This window comes from Microbulbifer maximicatervae (SeqCode), from assembly GCF_052467695.1.
The window spans coordinates 174914-189822 of the sequence record NZ_CP174320.1 but is presented as its reverse complement, the minus strand read 5'-3'; the positions used below and the strand labels follow the sequence as shown (position 1 = coordinate 189822).

At 54.0% G+C, this 14909-nt stretch carries 14 protein-coding genes and 1 other RNA gene; 10 read left to right on the top strand and 5 right to left on the bottom strand.

Features of this window, described 5'->3' with window-relative positions:
- Positions 1–2: 2 nt before the first annotated feature.
- A complete protein-coding gene (locus ACJJI8_RS00830) occupies positions 3–599 on the bottom strand; it encodes a LemA family protein (RefSeq protein WP_444893025.1) in 597 nt (198 codons plus the stop codon).
- A 174-nt stretch (positions 600–773) separates the two neighbouring features.
- On the opposite strand from ACJJI8_RS00830, the gene ACJJI8_RS00825 reads away from it, so the two are divergent.
- Entirely contained in the window at positions 774–1964 is a 1191-nt protein-coding gene (locus ACJJI8_RS00825; protein WP_444933965.1) for an acetyl-CoA C-acyltransferase, read from the top strand.
- Between the two features lie 70 nt (positions 1965–2034).
- Here the strand turns inward: ACJJI8_RS00825 and ACJJI8_RS00820 are convergent, their stop codons facing one another.
- The 4 genes from ACJJI8_RS00820 to ACJJI8_RS00805 all read right to left on the bottom strand — a co-directional run bounded on the left by ACJJI8_RS00820 (position 2035) and on the right by ACJJI8_RS00805 (position 5546).
- A complete protein-coding gene (locus ACJJI8_RS00820; protein WP_413663022.1) occupies positions 2035–2625 on the bottom strand; it encodes a BON domain-containing protein in 591 nt (196 codons plus the stop codon).
- A gap of 3 nt (positions 2626–2628) precedes the next feature.
- A complete protein-coding gene (locus ACJJI8_RS00815) occupies positions 2629–3219 on the bottom strand; it encodes an SIS domain-containing protein (protein ID WP_108734203.1) in 591 nt (196 codons plus the stop codon).
- A 64-nt stretch (positions 3220–3283) separates the two neighbouring features.
- Positions 3284–3646, bottom strand: a complete 363-nt coding sequence (locus tag ACJJI8_RS00810; RefSeq protein ID WP_444933964.1) for a YraN family protein — start codon at positions 3644–3646, stop codon at positions 3284–3286.
- The gene (locus ACJJI8_RS00805) at positions 3633–5546 is read right to left on the bottom strand and encodes a penicillin-binding protein activator (protein WP_444933963.1); all 1914 of its coding nucleotides are present in this window, start codon (positions 5544–5546) and stop codon (positions 3633–3635) included. The genes ACJJI8_RS00810 and ACJJI8_RS00805 overlap by 14 nt, the downstream gene beginning before the upstream one ends.
- A gap of 39 nt (positions 5547–5585) precedes the next feature.
- Here ACJJI8_RS00805 and rsmI point away from each other — a divergent pair, with 39 nt between their 5' ends.
- The 9 genes from rsmI to mraY all read left to right on the top strand — a co-directional run bounded on the left by rsmI (position 5586) and on the right by mraY (position 14903).
- A complete protein-coding gene (rsmI, locus tag ACJJI8_RS00800; RefSeq protein WP_444911383.1) occupies positions 5586–6428 on the top strand; it encodes a 16S rRNA (cytidine(1402)-2'-O)-methyltransferase in 843 nt (280 codons plus the stop codon).
- Between the two features lie 59 nt (positions 6429–6487).
- An RNA gene (gene rnpB / locus ACJJI8_RS00795) (RNase P RNA component class A) lies at positions 6488–6844 on the top strand.
- Between the two features lie 455 nt (positions 6845–7299).
- A complete protein-coding gene (gene mraZ / locus ACJJI8_RS00790) occupies positions 7300–7743 on the top strand; it encodes a division/cell wall cluster transcriptional repressor MraZ (RefSeq protein WP_444915745.1) in 444 nt (147 codons plus the stop codon).
- A gap of 12 nt (positions 7744–7755) precedes the next feature.
- Complete coding sequence (rsmH, locus tag ACJJI8_RS00785; RefSeq protein ID WP_444907502.1) at positions 7756–8688, top strand: 16S rRNA (cytosine(1402)-N(4))-methyltransferase RsmH; 933 nt, start codon at positions 7756–7758, stop codon at positions 8686–8688.
- 4 nt (positions 8689–8692) lie between these two features.
- The gene (gene ftsL, locus ACJJI8_RS00780) at positions 8693–8968 is read left to right on the top strand and encodes a cell division protein FtsL (RefSeq protein WP_413663017.1); all 276 of its coding nucleotides are present in this window, start codon (positions 8693–8695) and stop codon (positions 8966–8968) included.
- 188 nt (positions 8969–9156) lie between these two features.
- Complete coding sequence (locus ACJJI8_RS00775; protein WP_444933962.1) at positions 9157–10917, top strand: peptidoglycan D,D-transpeptidase FtsI family protein; 1761 nt, start codon at positions 9157–9159, stop codon at positions 10915–10917.
- Entirely contained in the window at positions 10914–12446 is a 1533-nt protein-coding gene (locus ACJJI8_RS00770; protein ID WP_444933961.1) for a UDP-N-acetylmuramoyl-L-alanyl-D-glutamate--2,6-diaminopimelate ligase, read from the top strand. Before ACJJI8_RS00775 ends, ACJJI8_RS00770 begins: the two co-directional genes overlap by 4 nt.
- Positions 12439–13818, top strand: coding sequence for a UDP-N-acetylmuramoyl-tripeptide--D-alanyl-D-alanine ligase (locus ACJJI8_RS00765; protein WP_444933960.1), 1380 nt, complete (start codon positions 12439–12441; stop codon positions 13816–13818). The genes ACJJI8_RS00770 and ACJJI8_RS00765 overlap by 8 nt, the downstream gene beginning before the upstream one ends.
- Entirely contained in the window at positions 13818–14903 is a 1086-nt protein-coding gene (gene mraY, locus ACJJI8_RS00760) for a phospho-N-acetylmuramoyl-pentapeptide-transferase (RefSeq protein WP_413663013.1), read from the top strand. The genes ACJJI8_RS00765 and mraY overlap by 1 nt, the downstream gene beginning before the upstream one ends.
- Positions 14904–14909: the final 6 nt, after the last annotated feature.

The window sequence follows — 14909 nt, the reverse complement described above, 5'->3', positions numbered from 1 at the left end:
ATTTAAAACTCGATACGTGGCGCGACTTGAAAGGTTTCTGAGTCTGCGAACTCAAGCAGTTGGGCGTTGGCTCTGTGGCCAAAAAAGCCGGCCAGAAATACTGGGGGGAAGCTCTGCTTGTAGATGTTGTAGCTGGTGACGCAGTCGTTAAAAGCTTGGCGTGCAAATGCCACGCGGTTTTCGGTGCTGTTTAGCTCCTCGTTGAGTTCGCGAAGGGTCTGGTCGGCTTTCAATTCCGGGTAGGCCTCAATCACCATATTCAGGCGACCCAGAGCGCTGTTGAGAAGGCTTTCTGCGCGGCCGAGCTTATCGATAGCGGCCGGATTGGTAGGGTTTTTAGCGGCAGATTTAAGGTCTGAAATTGCGGTATTACGCGCACTGATTACCGCTTCCAGGGTTTCCCTCTCGTGATTTAGGTATGCCCTGGCACTCTCTACCAGATTTGGTACCAGGTCGTGGCGTCGCTTTAACTGTATCTCTATCTGCGCAAAAGCATTTTCGCTGTGGTTTTTCAGTGAAACCAGTTTGTTAAAGATACTGATGATGAAAAAGAACAGTGCGATGACCACCGCCAGCACAATAAGTCCCGTAGACCCCATAACGCTCCCCTATTTATCCCTGTTGGTGGCGTAAATAGTAACACGATGGGCTGATACTGATACGCACCGGTCGCACCCCTGGCGGAGCGGGGTGGGGCTTCGGCTATAATGCGGCGACATTAAAACAATTGCCGCCACCACAGTGATGGCGGCACAGAACTTGGAGCAGCCAGAATGAGTGATGTAACTTCGGACCCTGTAGTGATTGTCGGAATGTCGCGTACGCCAATGGGCGCTATGCAGGGCAGCCTTTCAGCCCTCACTGCCCCGCAGTTGGGTGCTGCGGCGATTCGCGCAGCCCTTGAGGACGCGGGTGTGGCACCTGCCGATGTGGATGAAGTGCTCATGGGTTGTGTGCTCCCGGCAGGTGTCGGTCAGGCTCCGGCACGCCAGGCATCACTGGGTGCAGGCATCCCTGTCGGCACTCCTTGCACCACTGTTAACAAGGTGTGTGGCTCCGGAATGAAGACTGTGATGATGGCCCGCGATGCCCTGCTGGTGGGTGAGGGTAAGGTTATCGTTGCTGGTGGTATGGAAAGCATGAGCAATGCCCCCTACCTGCTGGCCAAGGCCCGCTCTGGTATGCGCCTCGGTCATGGAGAGGTCAAAGATTCCATGTTCCTGGATGGCCTGGAAAATGCTGCAGATGGCAAGCTGATGGGTACTTTCGCCGAATCTACTGCCGATAAGTACGATTTCACCCGCGAAGAGCAGGACGCTTTTGCCCTGGAATCTCTGGCGCGTGCCCAGGCCGCGATTGAAGGTGGTGATTTTACTCGTGAAATCTCCCCGGTCACGATTGCCTCTCGCAAAGGTGAGATTGAGGTGAGCGTCGATGAGGCCCCAGGTAATGCCCGTCCAGACAAAATCCCTCAGCTAAAACCGGCGTTCCGTAAAGACGGCACTGTAACTGCAGCGAACTCAAGCTCTATTTCTGACGGTGCTGCGGCGCTGGTGTTGATGCGCAAAAGTGAAGCTGAGAAGCGCAGCTTGAAAATTCTGGCTGTTCTCAAGGGGCAATCCCAGTTTGCCCGTGAGCCCGAGTGGTTCACTACGGCTCCGGTCGGCGCTATGCACAAGCTGCTGGAAAATGCCGGTTGGTCTGCGGCGGATGTGGACCTATTCGAGATTAATGAAGCATTTGCGGTAGTGACTATGGCTGCAATGCGTGAGCTCGATTTGCCCTGGGAAAAGGTCAATGTTAACGGTGGTGCCTGTGCCCTCGGCCACCCGTTAGGTGCTAGCGGTGCCCGTATCCTGGTTACCCTGTTGGCAGCGATGGAAAAGCGTGATGCCAAGAAGGGCGTGGCAAGCCTGTGCATTGGTGGCGGTGAGGCTACAGCGGTTGCTATCGAGCGCGTATAAGTTACAGACTTGAGCGCTAACAAAAACGGAGGCAGTTGCCTCCGTTTTTGTTTGTGTAGTGCGGGAACTATTAGTTGATGTATTCCACTGCTTTTACAACCTTCTGTACCCCGCCTACCGAGCGGGTCACTTCGGCTGCCCGTTCCGCTTCGGCAGGAGTTAGCAGTCCCATCAAATAAACAACTCCATTCTCGGTCACGATTTTGATGCGACCACTGTCTACTTCCTTATTGGCAAACAGGTTGCTTTTCACCTTGGTGGTTAGCCAGGTATCGCTGGTGCTAGCCAGTAAAGTGACTTTACCGCGCACCTGAATTTCGTTGTAGACCTGGCGAACATTTTGTACTTGTTCCGCCGTGCGTCCGGCGAGCAGGCGCAGTTCCTGGCTGGGCACCTGGCCGGTGAGCAGTACAACACCATTAAAAGAATTGATATTGATATTCGAGGTTTTCAGGTCCGGGTGAGCTTTGTTGATATTGACTGTGGTCACCGTCTCGATACGTTGGTCATCAATATAGGTGCCAAAAGATCGCTCGCCGGGGTCCTGTTGTATGGGGCCGTCATGGGTGGCCTCCAATACAGTGCTGCATCCCGCTAACAAGGTGGTTGCCGCAAGGGCAGCCAGGAGATATTTCCCCAGGGTCAACTTTTTGTTGTTCATCGTTTATTCCTCGTAGCCACCAAACAAACTACTGTCGATTAGGTCGCACAGGCAAAAAATTGTCAGAAGATGTACTTGGTGTACCTCTGCTGCGACATCGGATGGCACCCGTAGTTCAATATCATGGGTATCGAGCAGGGCGGCGCAGTCGCCGCCATCACCGCCGGTCAGTGCGAGTATGCCCATATCCCGGTCCCGAGCCGCACGCATGGCCTGAACCAGGTTTGAGTCGCGTCCATCGCTGCTGATAATTACGAGAAGGTCACCGGGCTGCCCCAGGGCGCGAACCGGGTGTGCGAAGGTGTCTGCACCGCCGTGGTTCGAGGCAACGGTGCCCATGGAGACGCCGTCGCTGTTGAGGGCCATAGCCGGTAGGCCGGGGCGTTCGCGCTGGAAGCCGCCGGTCAGTTGCGAGCTAAAACTTTGCGCCAATGCGCCACTGACACCATTGCCACAGAGCAGGACTTTGCTCTCTGCCAAGAGTGTATGCACCACCATTTCGCTGGCTTCTGCAATCAGCGGGGCCAGTATCTCGCCAGCGTTCATTGTGGCTTCAAGGCTGTGGTGAAAAAGGGTTACGACTCGCTGTTCCATTGTGTCCTTAATTCAGGTGAGCTCGAACTCACCATAACTTGACGGGGTAAATCTCGGTTTTGCCTCAGGTTTCGAAGGCGCTTTTAATCCACTGGATGTTTTGTGCATCGCCATCTATGGCAAGGACATCGAAGCGGCACGGACAGTCCAGTTTATGTTGCTGCAAATAGCGGCTGGCAGTGGCCAGTAGCTTAGCTTGCTTGCGTGAATCCACGCTGGCTGCGGCCCCGCCGAACTGGCTCTTACGGCGGAAGCGCACCTCCACGAACACGACAGTATCGCTTTCACGGGCGATAAGGTCTATCTCTCCGTGTGAACTGCGATAATTGCGCTCCAATAAGGTGAGCCCCGCGCGCTGCAAATAGCGGGCCGCGGCAGCCTCCATTTGGCTGCCGATAGTGCCGCTTGAGCCCTTAAAAAGCCTCACGATTCCCACTTAATTCGATCGGCTCCCGCTGCGGCAACTGGGGCTCGACGGTAGTGATGGGCACCGGCACCCCTTTGTCGATTCGCGCCCACATTTGTTCGCGCACTATGCGGCCATCAGCGCTCAGGCTCAATGCGCCGGTGAGACCGTGTACTTTCTGTTCCGGGAATTGGCGCAACATCGGCAAGCGCGGGTAGAGGCGGAAGGCATCGGCACCTAGGGCATACAGTCTGGCAAAAGCCGGTGCGGGCGACGCCTGCTCCTCGATATCCTGCTTGGTTTGATTGCTTTCAAACAGCCAGGGCAGGGCGGTAAAGCGAATACCGTTCATATCCCTGTCGCGATTGCGGTTGATGCTGCCACCAAAGACATGAGAGGTAGCGTATACGGGCAGGTCACTGGCGTAGTAGTAGGTCAGCATGGGGTTGAGCTGGCGCGCCTGTTGGGGTTGTGCTGCCAGGAATACCATATCGACATCGTCACGGCGTCTGGGGGTAAATTCCAGCTTTGCCGCCAGGCGACTCTGCAATTCCTTCTTGCGCGCGTTGCTGGCGGGAATTAACAGGGCATCGCTGATCAGGGCTGAGAACTTGCTGTTGTCCTTAAATGTCCGGCGAATGTTGACTGAGCCACCGAGGCGCAGCCACTCTTCTTCAAATGCTTCAGCGCCGCGCTGCCCCCAGCTATTGTCAGCGGTGAGGACCATTGCCTGTCGCTTGCCCTGCCGGTAAGCGTGCTGGGCAATTTGCCGCGCTTCATCTTCAATTGCCAGACCAAACTGGACCAGGTCTGTGGTCAGGCGCCCCTCATCGCCGTAGTTGAGGGCGAGAGTAGGCACTGGCAGTTTTTCTGTGGCAAGCAGGTTGGCTACCTTGCTCTTATCCAGTGGGCCAACAATCATCTGCGCACCGGCATCTACGGCGCTCTGGTAAATTTCCTCGAATGGCTGACCGGAACCGGTGTCGTAAACCATCACTTTCGGAGTTGCGCCGCCAGCATTCAGAGCGGTGTAGTGGGCGGCCATAAAGCCATCCCGGATTGCCCTGCCGGCGTTGCCCAGGGGGCCGGACAGTGGCAGGAGCAGCGCCACGCGGTCTGCCCGCTGGGCGGCCAAGCGCTCTAACAGCTGCAATGCCTGTGGCGGATGGGAATTGGCACTATGGGCGGGCCAGCGCTCGCGCCAGCGGCTGAGTGCGGTCAGCTGTGAGCTGATATCCGTCTGGGTGTCGCGGCCCAGCAGGGCGAGTTGATACCAGGCGCGCATCTGGGTGTCATTGCTTTGGGTGGCGCGAGCCTGCAATTCACTGGAGGGCAGCTGGGTCAAGAGATGCCAAAAGCCGTTGTTATTCTCTGTGATCGCTTCGTCGGACTGGGCGATATAGGAGATTTCGCGCCGCTCACTAATAGCGCTGTCGAGATTTCCCAGAAGTCCCCATAGGTCAGCGCGCAGGCTGCGTAGAGGTAAGGCAGTCTTCTGTGGCAACTCCGACCACACATTTTCCAGGCGTGGAGAGGCTGCCAGGTCGAGGGCCTCAAAGAAGTCGTCGTCTGCGGCAAGTAGGCTGCCATAGACCTGTGCATAGCTGGCGAAGTGGTTGTCGTCCAGCTGTTCGGGCGTAATTTTGATTACCGCCTCTTTTGCCGTCTCTTTATCTCCCAGCTCGTATAGAATAGCGGCCGCTTGCAGGCGCTGTTGATCCCGCGCCGGTGCCGGCAGGGTGTCGGCACTGCGCAGCATACGTACAGCTTCACTGCGGCTTGCGGTGTGGCCGGCCGAATAATCCGGCTGGTAAACGTTTGGCCGGGAAGCCGGTGTCTGGCAAGCAGCCAGTGCGACTGCCAGTGAGGCAGCTGCCATTCTGGTGATTACAGTAGAGGTGCGCCGGGAAGAGGCGGACATAATCTTCTCCCGCAATATTTATATTTGGAGTGAACAGCTATGGGGCCGGATCAGGCGCTGCTTTATATTGTCGCTACGCCCATTGGTAATTTGGCCGATATGGTACCGCGAGCGATCGAAGTTCTACAATGTGCCGATCTGGTTGCGGCGGAGGACACACGTCACAGTCAGCGATTATTTTCCCATTTTAATATCGATACGCCATTGATGGCATATCACGATCACTCGGATGACAAGCGCACAGAGCAGATTTTGCAGCGTTTGGAGCAGGGCCAGACCATTGCCCTGATTTCCGATGCGGGCACCCCACTGATCTCAGACCCCGGTTATCGCCTGGTGCGTGAAGCCCGGGAGCGAGGAATCAAAGTCTCTCCGATACCGGGGGCTTGTGCTTTTGTCTCTGCACTGAGTGCCGCCGGACTCCCCAGTGACAAGTTTAGTTTCGAGGGATTTCTGCCGGCCAAGTCCGGTGCCCGTGAGCGAGCCCTGCAGGAATTGGCCAGTGATACCCGTACCCTGGTGTTCTACGAGGCCCCGCATCGGGTTGCTGATACTCTGGAAGCAATGGCTGTCGTATTCGGCGGTAATCGAGAGGCGGTGATAGCCCGCGAGGTCAGCAAAGCCTTTGAAACTTTTCAGTTGATGCCTCTGGCTGAGTTGGTTGAGTGGGTCCGAGCTGACAGCAATCAGCAGCGCGGTGAGATTGTTTTGATGGTGCGTGGTGCAGAGCGCTCTCGCGAAAGTGAGCTGGATGGGGAGGCACAGCGTGTAATGTCGCTGTTGCTGGCGGAGTTACCGCCGAAAAAGGCGGCGGCGATCGCTGCCGAAATTACTGGAGTGAAAAAGAAAGTCCTGTACAACTGGAGCCTGGAGCAAAAATAAGGCACTGATTGCTGCAATTGCCTGTTGCAATCCGTCTGTCGCCTCTTTACTCTTCGCCGCGAGCTGGCCGGGCAATCGCTGTCGCCTTGTGCGATGGAGGAAAGTCCGGGCTCCATAGGGTGGAACGCCAGGTAACGCCTGGGGGGTGCGAGCCTACGGAAAGTGCAGCAGAGAGTAGACCGCCGATGGCTCCTTTTTGGGGAGTACAGGTAAGGGTGAAAGGGTGCGGTAAGAGCGCACCGCGCGGCTGGTAACAGTCCGCGGCATGGTAAACCCCGTTCGGAGCAAGACCAAATAGGCCCTCTATAGGTGTGACCCGCACTGAGGGCGGGTAGGTCGCTTGAGGTGTCTGGTGACAGGCATCCCAGATGAATGATTGTCCTCGACAGAACCCGGCTTACAGGCCAGCTCAACAATTTCAAAAGCCCGGCATTCGCCGGGCTTTTTTGTTTGCCTGATGTGGTGGTCCCGGCTCCGGTAGCCCTCTTTGTATTCGCCTATTTCTTCTCGTTTAATTTCGGCTAAAGCCTCTTCTTGGCGTAAAAAAATTGATTAACTGCTAAGGGGGCGATCGTGCCAGATAGGGCTGTTCCGACTAGTTTCAATGTGCCAATATGCGCCACTTCTCTGGAGGCCGCGATTTTACAAGGGGTTATGGGGACTTTGGGGTCGAATTCCTTGACTTTGTGTCGACCAGTTTTATAGTGTCGAGAGTGGGAAAAAGTGGAAAATCGTGGAAATTTGTGGTTTATTCGCGATAAGTAAGTGGGTGTTCACACCGCCAGGTTAAAGTCGAACATCTTTCTCCATTGACCCGCCATATGGGAGTGAGTCGCGAAAGGCGCGATCTCCAAAGCGAGAACCACTAAACGTGTATTTGGGCAGCCATGCAATCAATATGGACGCCAAGGGGCGTCTGGCAATACCGGCACGCGTCCGCGATAGGCTGTTGGATGAGTGTGCGGGGTACTTGGTGGTGACTGCCCATACAGAGGAACGCTGTTTGTTGGTGTATCCGTCGCCCCAGTGGCAGCAAATTCTCCCGAAGATTGAAGCATTGCCCAGCTTTAACAAAGTGGCTCGGCGCGCTCAGCGCCTGCTGATCGGGTATGCCTGTGAGCTGCAGGTGGATGGCAATGGCAGGGTATTGATTCCGCCAACTCTGCGAGAGTACGCGGGGCTGGAAAAGAAATTGATGTTAGTGGGTCAGGGGAAAAAGCTGGAGCTCTGGAGTGAGGAGCGCTGGATGTCCTGGCTCGATGATAGTGAAGACGAAGAGGGTATGCCTGAGGAAATGGCATCCCTCTCTTTATAAGGGGAGTACCGGGTGTCTCAAGAATTGCATCGCAGTGTGTTGTTACGCGAGGCCGTAGACGCTCTGGTGACTGAGCCGGATGGGTTTTATATCGACGGCACCTTTGGCCGGGGTGGGCACAGCGCCTCAATCCTTGAGCACTTGGGGCCCAATGGCCAGTTGGTAGGGGTGGATAAAGATCCCCAGGCTGTTGAATTTGCAGAGCAGCGGTTTTCCGGTGAATCCCGTTTTTCCATTTGGCATGGGTCTTTTGCCGATATGGATAAGGCTGCCGGGCAAGCTGCCGGCAAGGTCAGTGGAATATTACTCGATCTGGGAGTGTCTTCGCCGCAACTGGATCAGGCCGAGCGCGGTTTCAGCTTTATGCAGGATGGCCCCCTGGATATGCGTATGGATACCAGTCGGGGTATCAGTGCAGCGGAGTGGGTCAACACTGAAGCTGAGGCCGAAATGGCCCGGGTGTTTAAAGAGTACGGCGAGGAGCGTTTTGCCCGTCGAATGGCTGCTGCCATTGTGAAGCGCCGGCTGGAAAAACCATTTGAGCGCACCCTCGATTTTGCCGAGGTTGTGAAAGAGGCGAATCCGGCTTGGGAAAAAGGTAAACATCCCGCTACCCGAGTCTTTCAGGCTATTCGTATCCATATTAATGGCGAGTTGGATGATCTGCAGAGCGCATTGGATAAATCCCTGCAGTTGCTGGCACCGGGTGGGCGCTTGGTGATTATCAGTTTCCACTCTCTTGAAGACCGAATGGTGAAGCGTTTTATTCGGGAAAAAGAGCGCGGTCCCCAGTTGCCTCGTGGCCTTCCGGTTATGGATAGTCAGATAGCCAAGTCACTGCGCTCGGTGGGCAAGGCAGTGAAAGCCAATACGGTTGAAGTGGATGAAAATCAGCGGTCCCGCAGTGCAGTAATGCGGGTGGCAGAAAAGCTGGCGGGAAGCTGAGTTTATGTCTGGAAAGGCTCTACTTGGAGTGGGGGTAATGTGGATAGCGGTAATACTGTCGTCGCTGTCCGTTATTCATACCACCCAACAAAGCCGAGAGTTAACTGCTGAGCTGGGTAAGGCACAAAAAGCCCACGATGAATTGCGCTATGAGCAGGAGCGTCTCCTTTTGGAGAAAAGTGCCTGGTCTGCCTATAGCCGGGTCGAACAGGTCGCCCGAGAAAAATTAAAAATGCATATGCCAGCACCTTCGGAACAGGTATTGGTAGTGGCGGATTAAGTTTTAACCGCCTTGGATTAAGACGTAAGTACCCCACTGCTTGCCCGGTGGGGTTTCTGCGTTTGGGGGCTTTGGCCTTTAAATAATTATAAAGAATTTTGCGTTAATTGAGTTTTGGAGTTCAGGCCCTGGAGAGTGGCATGCTCAGCCGGGATGCAAAATAAATAGATAACGCCAACTGGGAAAACATGGGCGCAGTCAAAAAAAAGGATATTCAGCCGGGTATAGCCCGCTGGCGCTTTGCGCTGGTGGCGGTCCTGCTGTGCCTGCTCGCTCTTACCCTTGTGTTCCACTTGGCCAAACTGCAGGTAGTGCCCGCTGCTGAGCGCGGATATCGTTTCCTGCAAGACCAGGGCCGGGCCCGCACCTTACGCACCGAAGAAATTGCTGCCTATCGGGGCTCAATAGTCGATCGAAACGGTGAGCTTCTCGCTGTCAGTACACCGGTACACAGCCTGTGGGCCAATCCCAAGTTGTTGAGTGAAATAAGCGATGAGAATTTAGTGCGCCTGGCTCGCGCGCTGGATTTACCGTCTTCCAAGCTGGGCACGCGCTTGAAGAAATACCGCAATAAAGAATTTATGTACCTGCGTCGACACCTGTCTCCAGAAGAGGCTGAGAGAGTGCTGGACCTGGGTATTACAGGTGTTTTCAGTAAAAAAGAGTATCGGCGCTTCTATCCTGCTGGGGAGGTCGTAGCCCAGCTTCTCGGTTTTACCAATATCGATGATCGCGGCCAGGAAGGGATGGAATTGGCCTACGACGATTGGCTGTCCGGACAGCCGGGATCACGTCAGGTAATTAAAGATCTGAAAGGGCGCACGGTAAGGGATTTGGCAATTCGTCAGGAAGCGCAACCGGGCAGGGATCTGCGTTTGTCTATCGATATGCGCCTGCAATATTTGGCCTACCGGGAATTAAAGCGAGCGGTGTCGGAAAACGGCGCCGCTTCCGGCTTTATGGTGATTCTCGATACTCACAGTGGCGATGTGTTGGCCATGGCCAACCAGCCTTCATTTAATCCCAATGACCGCAAAGGGGTTAAATCGGCGGCTATGCGCAACCGTGCGCTGATCGACCAGTTTGAGCCGGGTTCTACAGTGAAACCCTTAACAGTATTGGCGGCTTTGGAAACCGGGCGCTACACCCCAAGAACAGAAATTAACACCAGCCCTGGATATATTCGCGTGCCGGGAAAAACCCTGGTGGACCCGGTTAATTACGGAAAAATAGACCTCACCAAGATTATTACCAAGTCGAGCCAGGTGGGAATTACAAAAATTGCTCTCGATTTGGAACCAAATTCTCTGCGGGGACTCTTTTATCGCTTGGGTCTAGGCGAGGCAGTGGGCAGCGGCTTCCCCGGTGAAGCACAGGGGATCTTGCCCAGTCGCAGCCGCTGGCACCCAATCGAGCGGGCTAATTTCGCCTTCGGCTACGGTTTAACAGTTAACGCTGTGCAACTGGCACAAGCCTACAGCGTACTGGCGAATGAAGGGATTAAGCGTCCTGTTTCCCTGGTTTTATCCGGTAACAAAGTTCCGGGCGAGCCTGAGCAGGTTATTGAGCAATCCTTGGCCGGGCAGGTTACTGCGATGTTGGAGACGGTGATTGGTGCTAAGGGTACCGGACGCCTTGCCGCTGTAGAAGGTTATCGTGTCGCCGGCAAGACCGGTACTGTGCACAAAGTTGGCAGTAGTGGCTATGCGGATAATCGCTATCGCTCAGTATTTGCGGGCTTTATCCCCGCTGATAATCCGCGCCTTGCCGCGGTAGTTGTTATTGATGATCCCAGTCACGCCAAATATTACGGTGGTGAAGTTGCTGCACCGGTATTCGGTGCGGTGATGACTGGTGCTATGCGCCTGTTGCAGGTTCCGCCGGAAAAAATTGAATCGGCGGAGGGGCAATTGGCCGCGCAGTTAAGCGAGAGGGGTTCAAAATCGTGAGTCAGCGCGAACAACATTTTGTTTCTATCAAAGAATTAGTGCCGGGTTACGCCGGTATTCCCGATATTTCTGTCACTGGTATTGCCCTGGATAGCCGCAAGATAAAAGCGGGCGATGCATTTATGGCCTTGCGCGGTTCTGTGGTTGATGGCCGGGAATATATTGATGCGGCAATTACTGCAGGTGCTGCGGTAGTGCTTGCCGATGGTGACAAGTTGGAATGTAAAAGCCGTGGTGATATCCAGGTGGTCAGTGTTCCCGGTCTGGCAAAGCGGGTAGGGGAAATTGCCGCGCGCTTCCACGGTAATCCCAGTGGTGAAATGCACTTGGTTGGAGTGACTGGCACCAACGGTAAAACCACTTGCGCCTATTTGACTTCCCAATTACTGGCTCGCCACTTTGGCAGTGCAGCATTGATAGGCACCATCGGTAATGGTGTCTGGAAAGATAACCAAATCGAATTGCAGGAAACGGGTTTAACAACGCCTGACCCGGTGAGCTTACAAGCGGACTTTGCAAATTATCGCGATAGTGGCGTTGCCGCTGCCGCAATGGAAGTTTCTTCGCATTCCCTTTCTCAGGGACGTGTGCATGGGCTGATTTTTGATACGGCAATTTTTACCAATTTGAGCCGCGATCATTTGGATTATCACGGCAATATGGCCGCTTACGGCGCAGCCAAAGAGAAACTTTTCGGACTGCCAAAATTGAAGCGAGGAGTCATCAATCTGGATGATCCGTTTGGCGCCCAGTTGGCAGAGCGCTGCAAATTGCGTGGCCTGCGCGTTATTACTTATGGGCTGCAGGCGGGTGATTTATATGTTGCTGACCTGCGTCGCCATGAGCGCGGTTTTTCTGTAAAGCTAAATTCCCCCTGGGGCAGCGGTGAGCTGCATGCACCCTTAATCGGCGATTTTAATATTCACAATGCTCTGGCTGTGGTAGCTGCTGCAGCGGCAGAGGGCATGCCTTTTGAAGATATTCTTGCCGCTTTCCCCACTATTAAAGCGGTGCCGGGGCGTATGGAGCGTGTCCTGGTTGAGGGTTCCGATGATGTGGGTGTATTGGTGGATTATGCCCATACACCAGATGCTCTTCGCGCGGCTTTAGCAGCAGCGCGCCCTTACTGTCGCGGTAATTTGTGGTGTGTTTTTGGTTGTGGCGGTGACCGGGATACGGGTAAGCGCGCGGCGATGGGGCGTATTGCCTCCGAGATGGCGGACCGTGCCATTGTGACTAGCGATAATCCGCGTAGCGAGGAACCGCAAAAAATTATCGACGATATTCTCGAAGGGGCTGCCAGTAATATCGAAGTTGAAATTGATCGCGCGACAGCGATATCTCAGGCGGTATCTGCAGCCCAACCGGGGGATATTGTATTGATCGCCGGTAAAGGGCACGAGAATTACCAAATTATCGGCAGTGAAAAAATTCACTTCTGCGATCGTGAGCAAGCTGCTGCAGCTCTCAAAGCCCGCGTGGATGAATCGGGCCAGTCAAGTGAAGGCAAGGAGAGCCAAGGTGATTAATCCCCTTACGTTGCAGCAACTGCAGAGCCGTTTTGGTGGTGAGTTAATCAATGGCTCTGTGGAGTTTGAACTGGTTTGTACGGATACCCGCAAGCTGGACCCCAAATCTTTATTTGTTGCTCTGGTTGGCGAAAATTTTGATGCTCACGACTTTGTCGGTGAGCTGGATGGCCAGGTATTGGGGTTGGTCGTCGATCGTGAAGTGCCCAGTTGCAGTTTACCGCAGTGGCGCGTTGAAGATACGACGGTCGCATTGGGGCAAATTGGCTTACTGTGCCGTGAGCAGTTTGACGGTCCGGTTGTCGCGATCACAGGGTCCTGCGGAAAAACCACCGTTAAGGAGATGCTGTCTGCAATTTTTTCCCAGAGTCATACACCCTGTGTAACCGAGGGAAACCTGAACAACCAGTTCGGTTTACCTATGACTTTGTTTGGGCTGACAGTGCAACACGATGTGTTGATTCTCGAAATGGGAGCTAACGGCCCTGACGATATTGGCTACCTGTGTAGTATCGGCAAGCCGCAGGTGACGGCGGTAAATAACGTAATGCCAGCGCATGTCGAGGGCTTTGGCTCTGTTGATGCTATCGCAAAAGCCAAGGGCCAAATTTATACCAGTTTGGATGTATCGGCGACGGCGGTGATCAATACCGATGATGGCTATGCGAATTACTGGTTGGAGAATATGCCCGAGGGGGTAAAGACTCTGGGTATTGGCTTATCTAATGAGTGTGCTATCCATGCGGATAATATTGTATTGAATCCCAATGGTTGCCCTTCATTTGACTTGGTAATTGAAGGCGTTGCCCACCCTGTTAGCCTGAAATTGCTTGGTGAGCACAACGTTCACAACGCTCTGGTTGCTGCTGGATGTGCTTTTGCTGCGGGAATACCTGCAGTTGAAATTATCAGCGGACTTAACACGGTAACCGGGGTTGCTGGGCGCTTGCAGGAGCAGGCAGGTATAGCCGGTGCAACCGTTATTGATGACAGTTACAACGCGAACCCGGGTTCAGTAGGTGCGGCCATTGAATTGTTATCACAGCGTTCGGGTAAAAAAATTCTGGTGCTGGGGGATATGGCCGAGTTGGGGCCGGACGCAGAGGAAATGCATAGAAGCGTTGGAGCTTTGGCACGAGAGCGGGGCCTGGATGCACTGTTTACATTGGGGCCGCTGGGTACTGCCGCCAGCATGGCCTTTTCTGCGGGGAGGCAAGGGTCGCTGCGCAATTATCGCGAGAGAGAACCCCTGGTTACTGCTCTCACTCAACAATTGGATGAACAAACCACAGTTTTGGTTAAAGGATCACGCAGCGCCCGTATGGAATTGGTAGCGCAGGCACTGCTTGGCAATAGCAGAGGGGAGAAGTAATGCTGCTTTGGCTAGCGGAGCTATTACAACAACATGTCAGCGGATTTTCGGTATTTAACTACCTGACAGTGCGCGCAATTCTTGCTGCGTTGACGGCTCTGGGTATTTCACTACTTGTGGGTCCGCGCATGATTCACTGGTTGAACCATTTACAGGTGGGGCAGGCTGTTCGCGATGATGGTCCACAAAGCCATTTGAGTAAATCTGGCACCCCGACTATGGGCGGCACCTTGATTCTCGCCTCAATTTTTGCCTCAGCCCTACTCTGGTCTGACCTCAGCAATCGTTACGTGTGGGTTACTTTATTAGTTACCTTTGTTTTCGGTGCTGTGGGCTTCGTGGATGACTATAAAAAAGTCGTTTATAAAAACCCCCGTGGCCTTATTGCTCGCTGGAAATATTTCTGGCAATCCGTTGCCGGGTTGGGTGCAGCTATTTATCTGTATATGAGTGCTTCAAGCCCGGCAGAGACCCAGTTTTTTGTTCCCTTTTTTAAAGATGTTGCGATAAACCTGGGACCGATATCTTTTATATTGCTGACCTACTTTGTCGTTGTTGGCTCCAGTAACGCGGTTAACCTGACTGATGGCCTCGATGGCTTGGCGATTATGCCTACTGTGATGGTGGGTGGAGCACTTGGGGTGATTGCTTATTTATCCGGCCATATGGAATTTGCTGACTACCTGCATATTCCCGCAATTCCAGGAGCTGGGGAGTTGGCGGTGTTCTGCGCTGCCCTCGGTGGTGCCGGACTTGGGTTCTTATGGTTTAACACTTATCCGGCCCAGGTGTTTATGGGGGACGTGGGCGCTCTGGCACTGGGGGCGGCGCTGGGAATTATTGCGGTAATTACCCGTCATGAAATTATTCTGTTCATCATGGGCGGTGTGTTTGTGATGGAAACGGTTTCCGTAATTTTGCAGGTGGCATCCTTTAAATTAACGGGGAAGAGAATTTTTCGCATGGCGCCTCTGCACCACCACTTTGAGTTAAAAGGGTGGCCGGAGCCTCGAGTCATTGTGCGCTTTTGGATTATTACCGTCATTCTGGTCTTGGCTGGTTTGGCAACACTGAAAATTCGATAAATAGAT

Bases quoted from the DNA above. Each gene is read 5' to 3' on its own strand.
- mraY (WP_413663013.1), top strand. From the start codon at position 13,818: ATGCTGCTTTGGCTAGCGGAGCTATTACAACAACATGTCAGCGGATTT.
- ACJJI8_RS00825 (WP_444933965.1), top strand. From the start codon at position 774: ATGAGTGATGTAACTTCGGACCCTGTAGTGATTGTCGGAATGTCGCGT.
- ACJJI8_RS00830 (WP_444893025.1), bottom strand. From the start codon at position 599: ATGGGGTCTACGGGACTTATTGTGCTGGCGGTGGTCATCGCACTGTTC.
- ACJJI8_RS00775 (WP_444933962.1), top strand. From the start codon at position 9,157: ATGGGCGCAGTCAAAAAAAAGGATATTCAGCCGGGTATAGCCCGCTGG.
- ftsL (WP_413663017.1), top strand. From the start codon at position 8,693: ATGTCTGGAAAGGCTCTACTTGGAGTGGGGGTAATGTGGATAGCGGTA.
- rsmI (WP_444911383.1), top strand. From the start codon at position 5,586: ATGGGGCCGGATCAGGCGCTGCTTTATATTGTCGCTACGCCCATTGGT.
- ACJJI8_RS00820 (WP_413663022.1), bottom strand. From the start codon at position 2,625: ATGAACAACAAAAAGTTGACCCTGGGGAAATATCTCCTGGCTGCCCTT.
- ACJJI8_RS00815 (WP_108734203.1), bottom strand. From the start codon at position 3,219: ATGGAACAGCGAGTCGTAACCCTTTTTCACCACAGCCTTGAAGCCACA.
- ACJJI8_RS00805 (WP_444933963.1), bottom strand. From the start codon at position 5,546: ATGTCCGCCTCTTCCCGGCGCACCTCTACTGTAATCACCAGAATGGCA.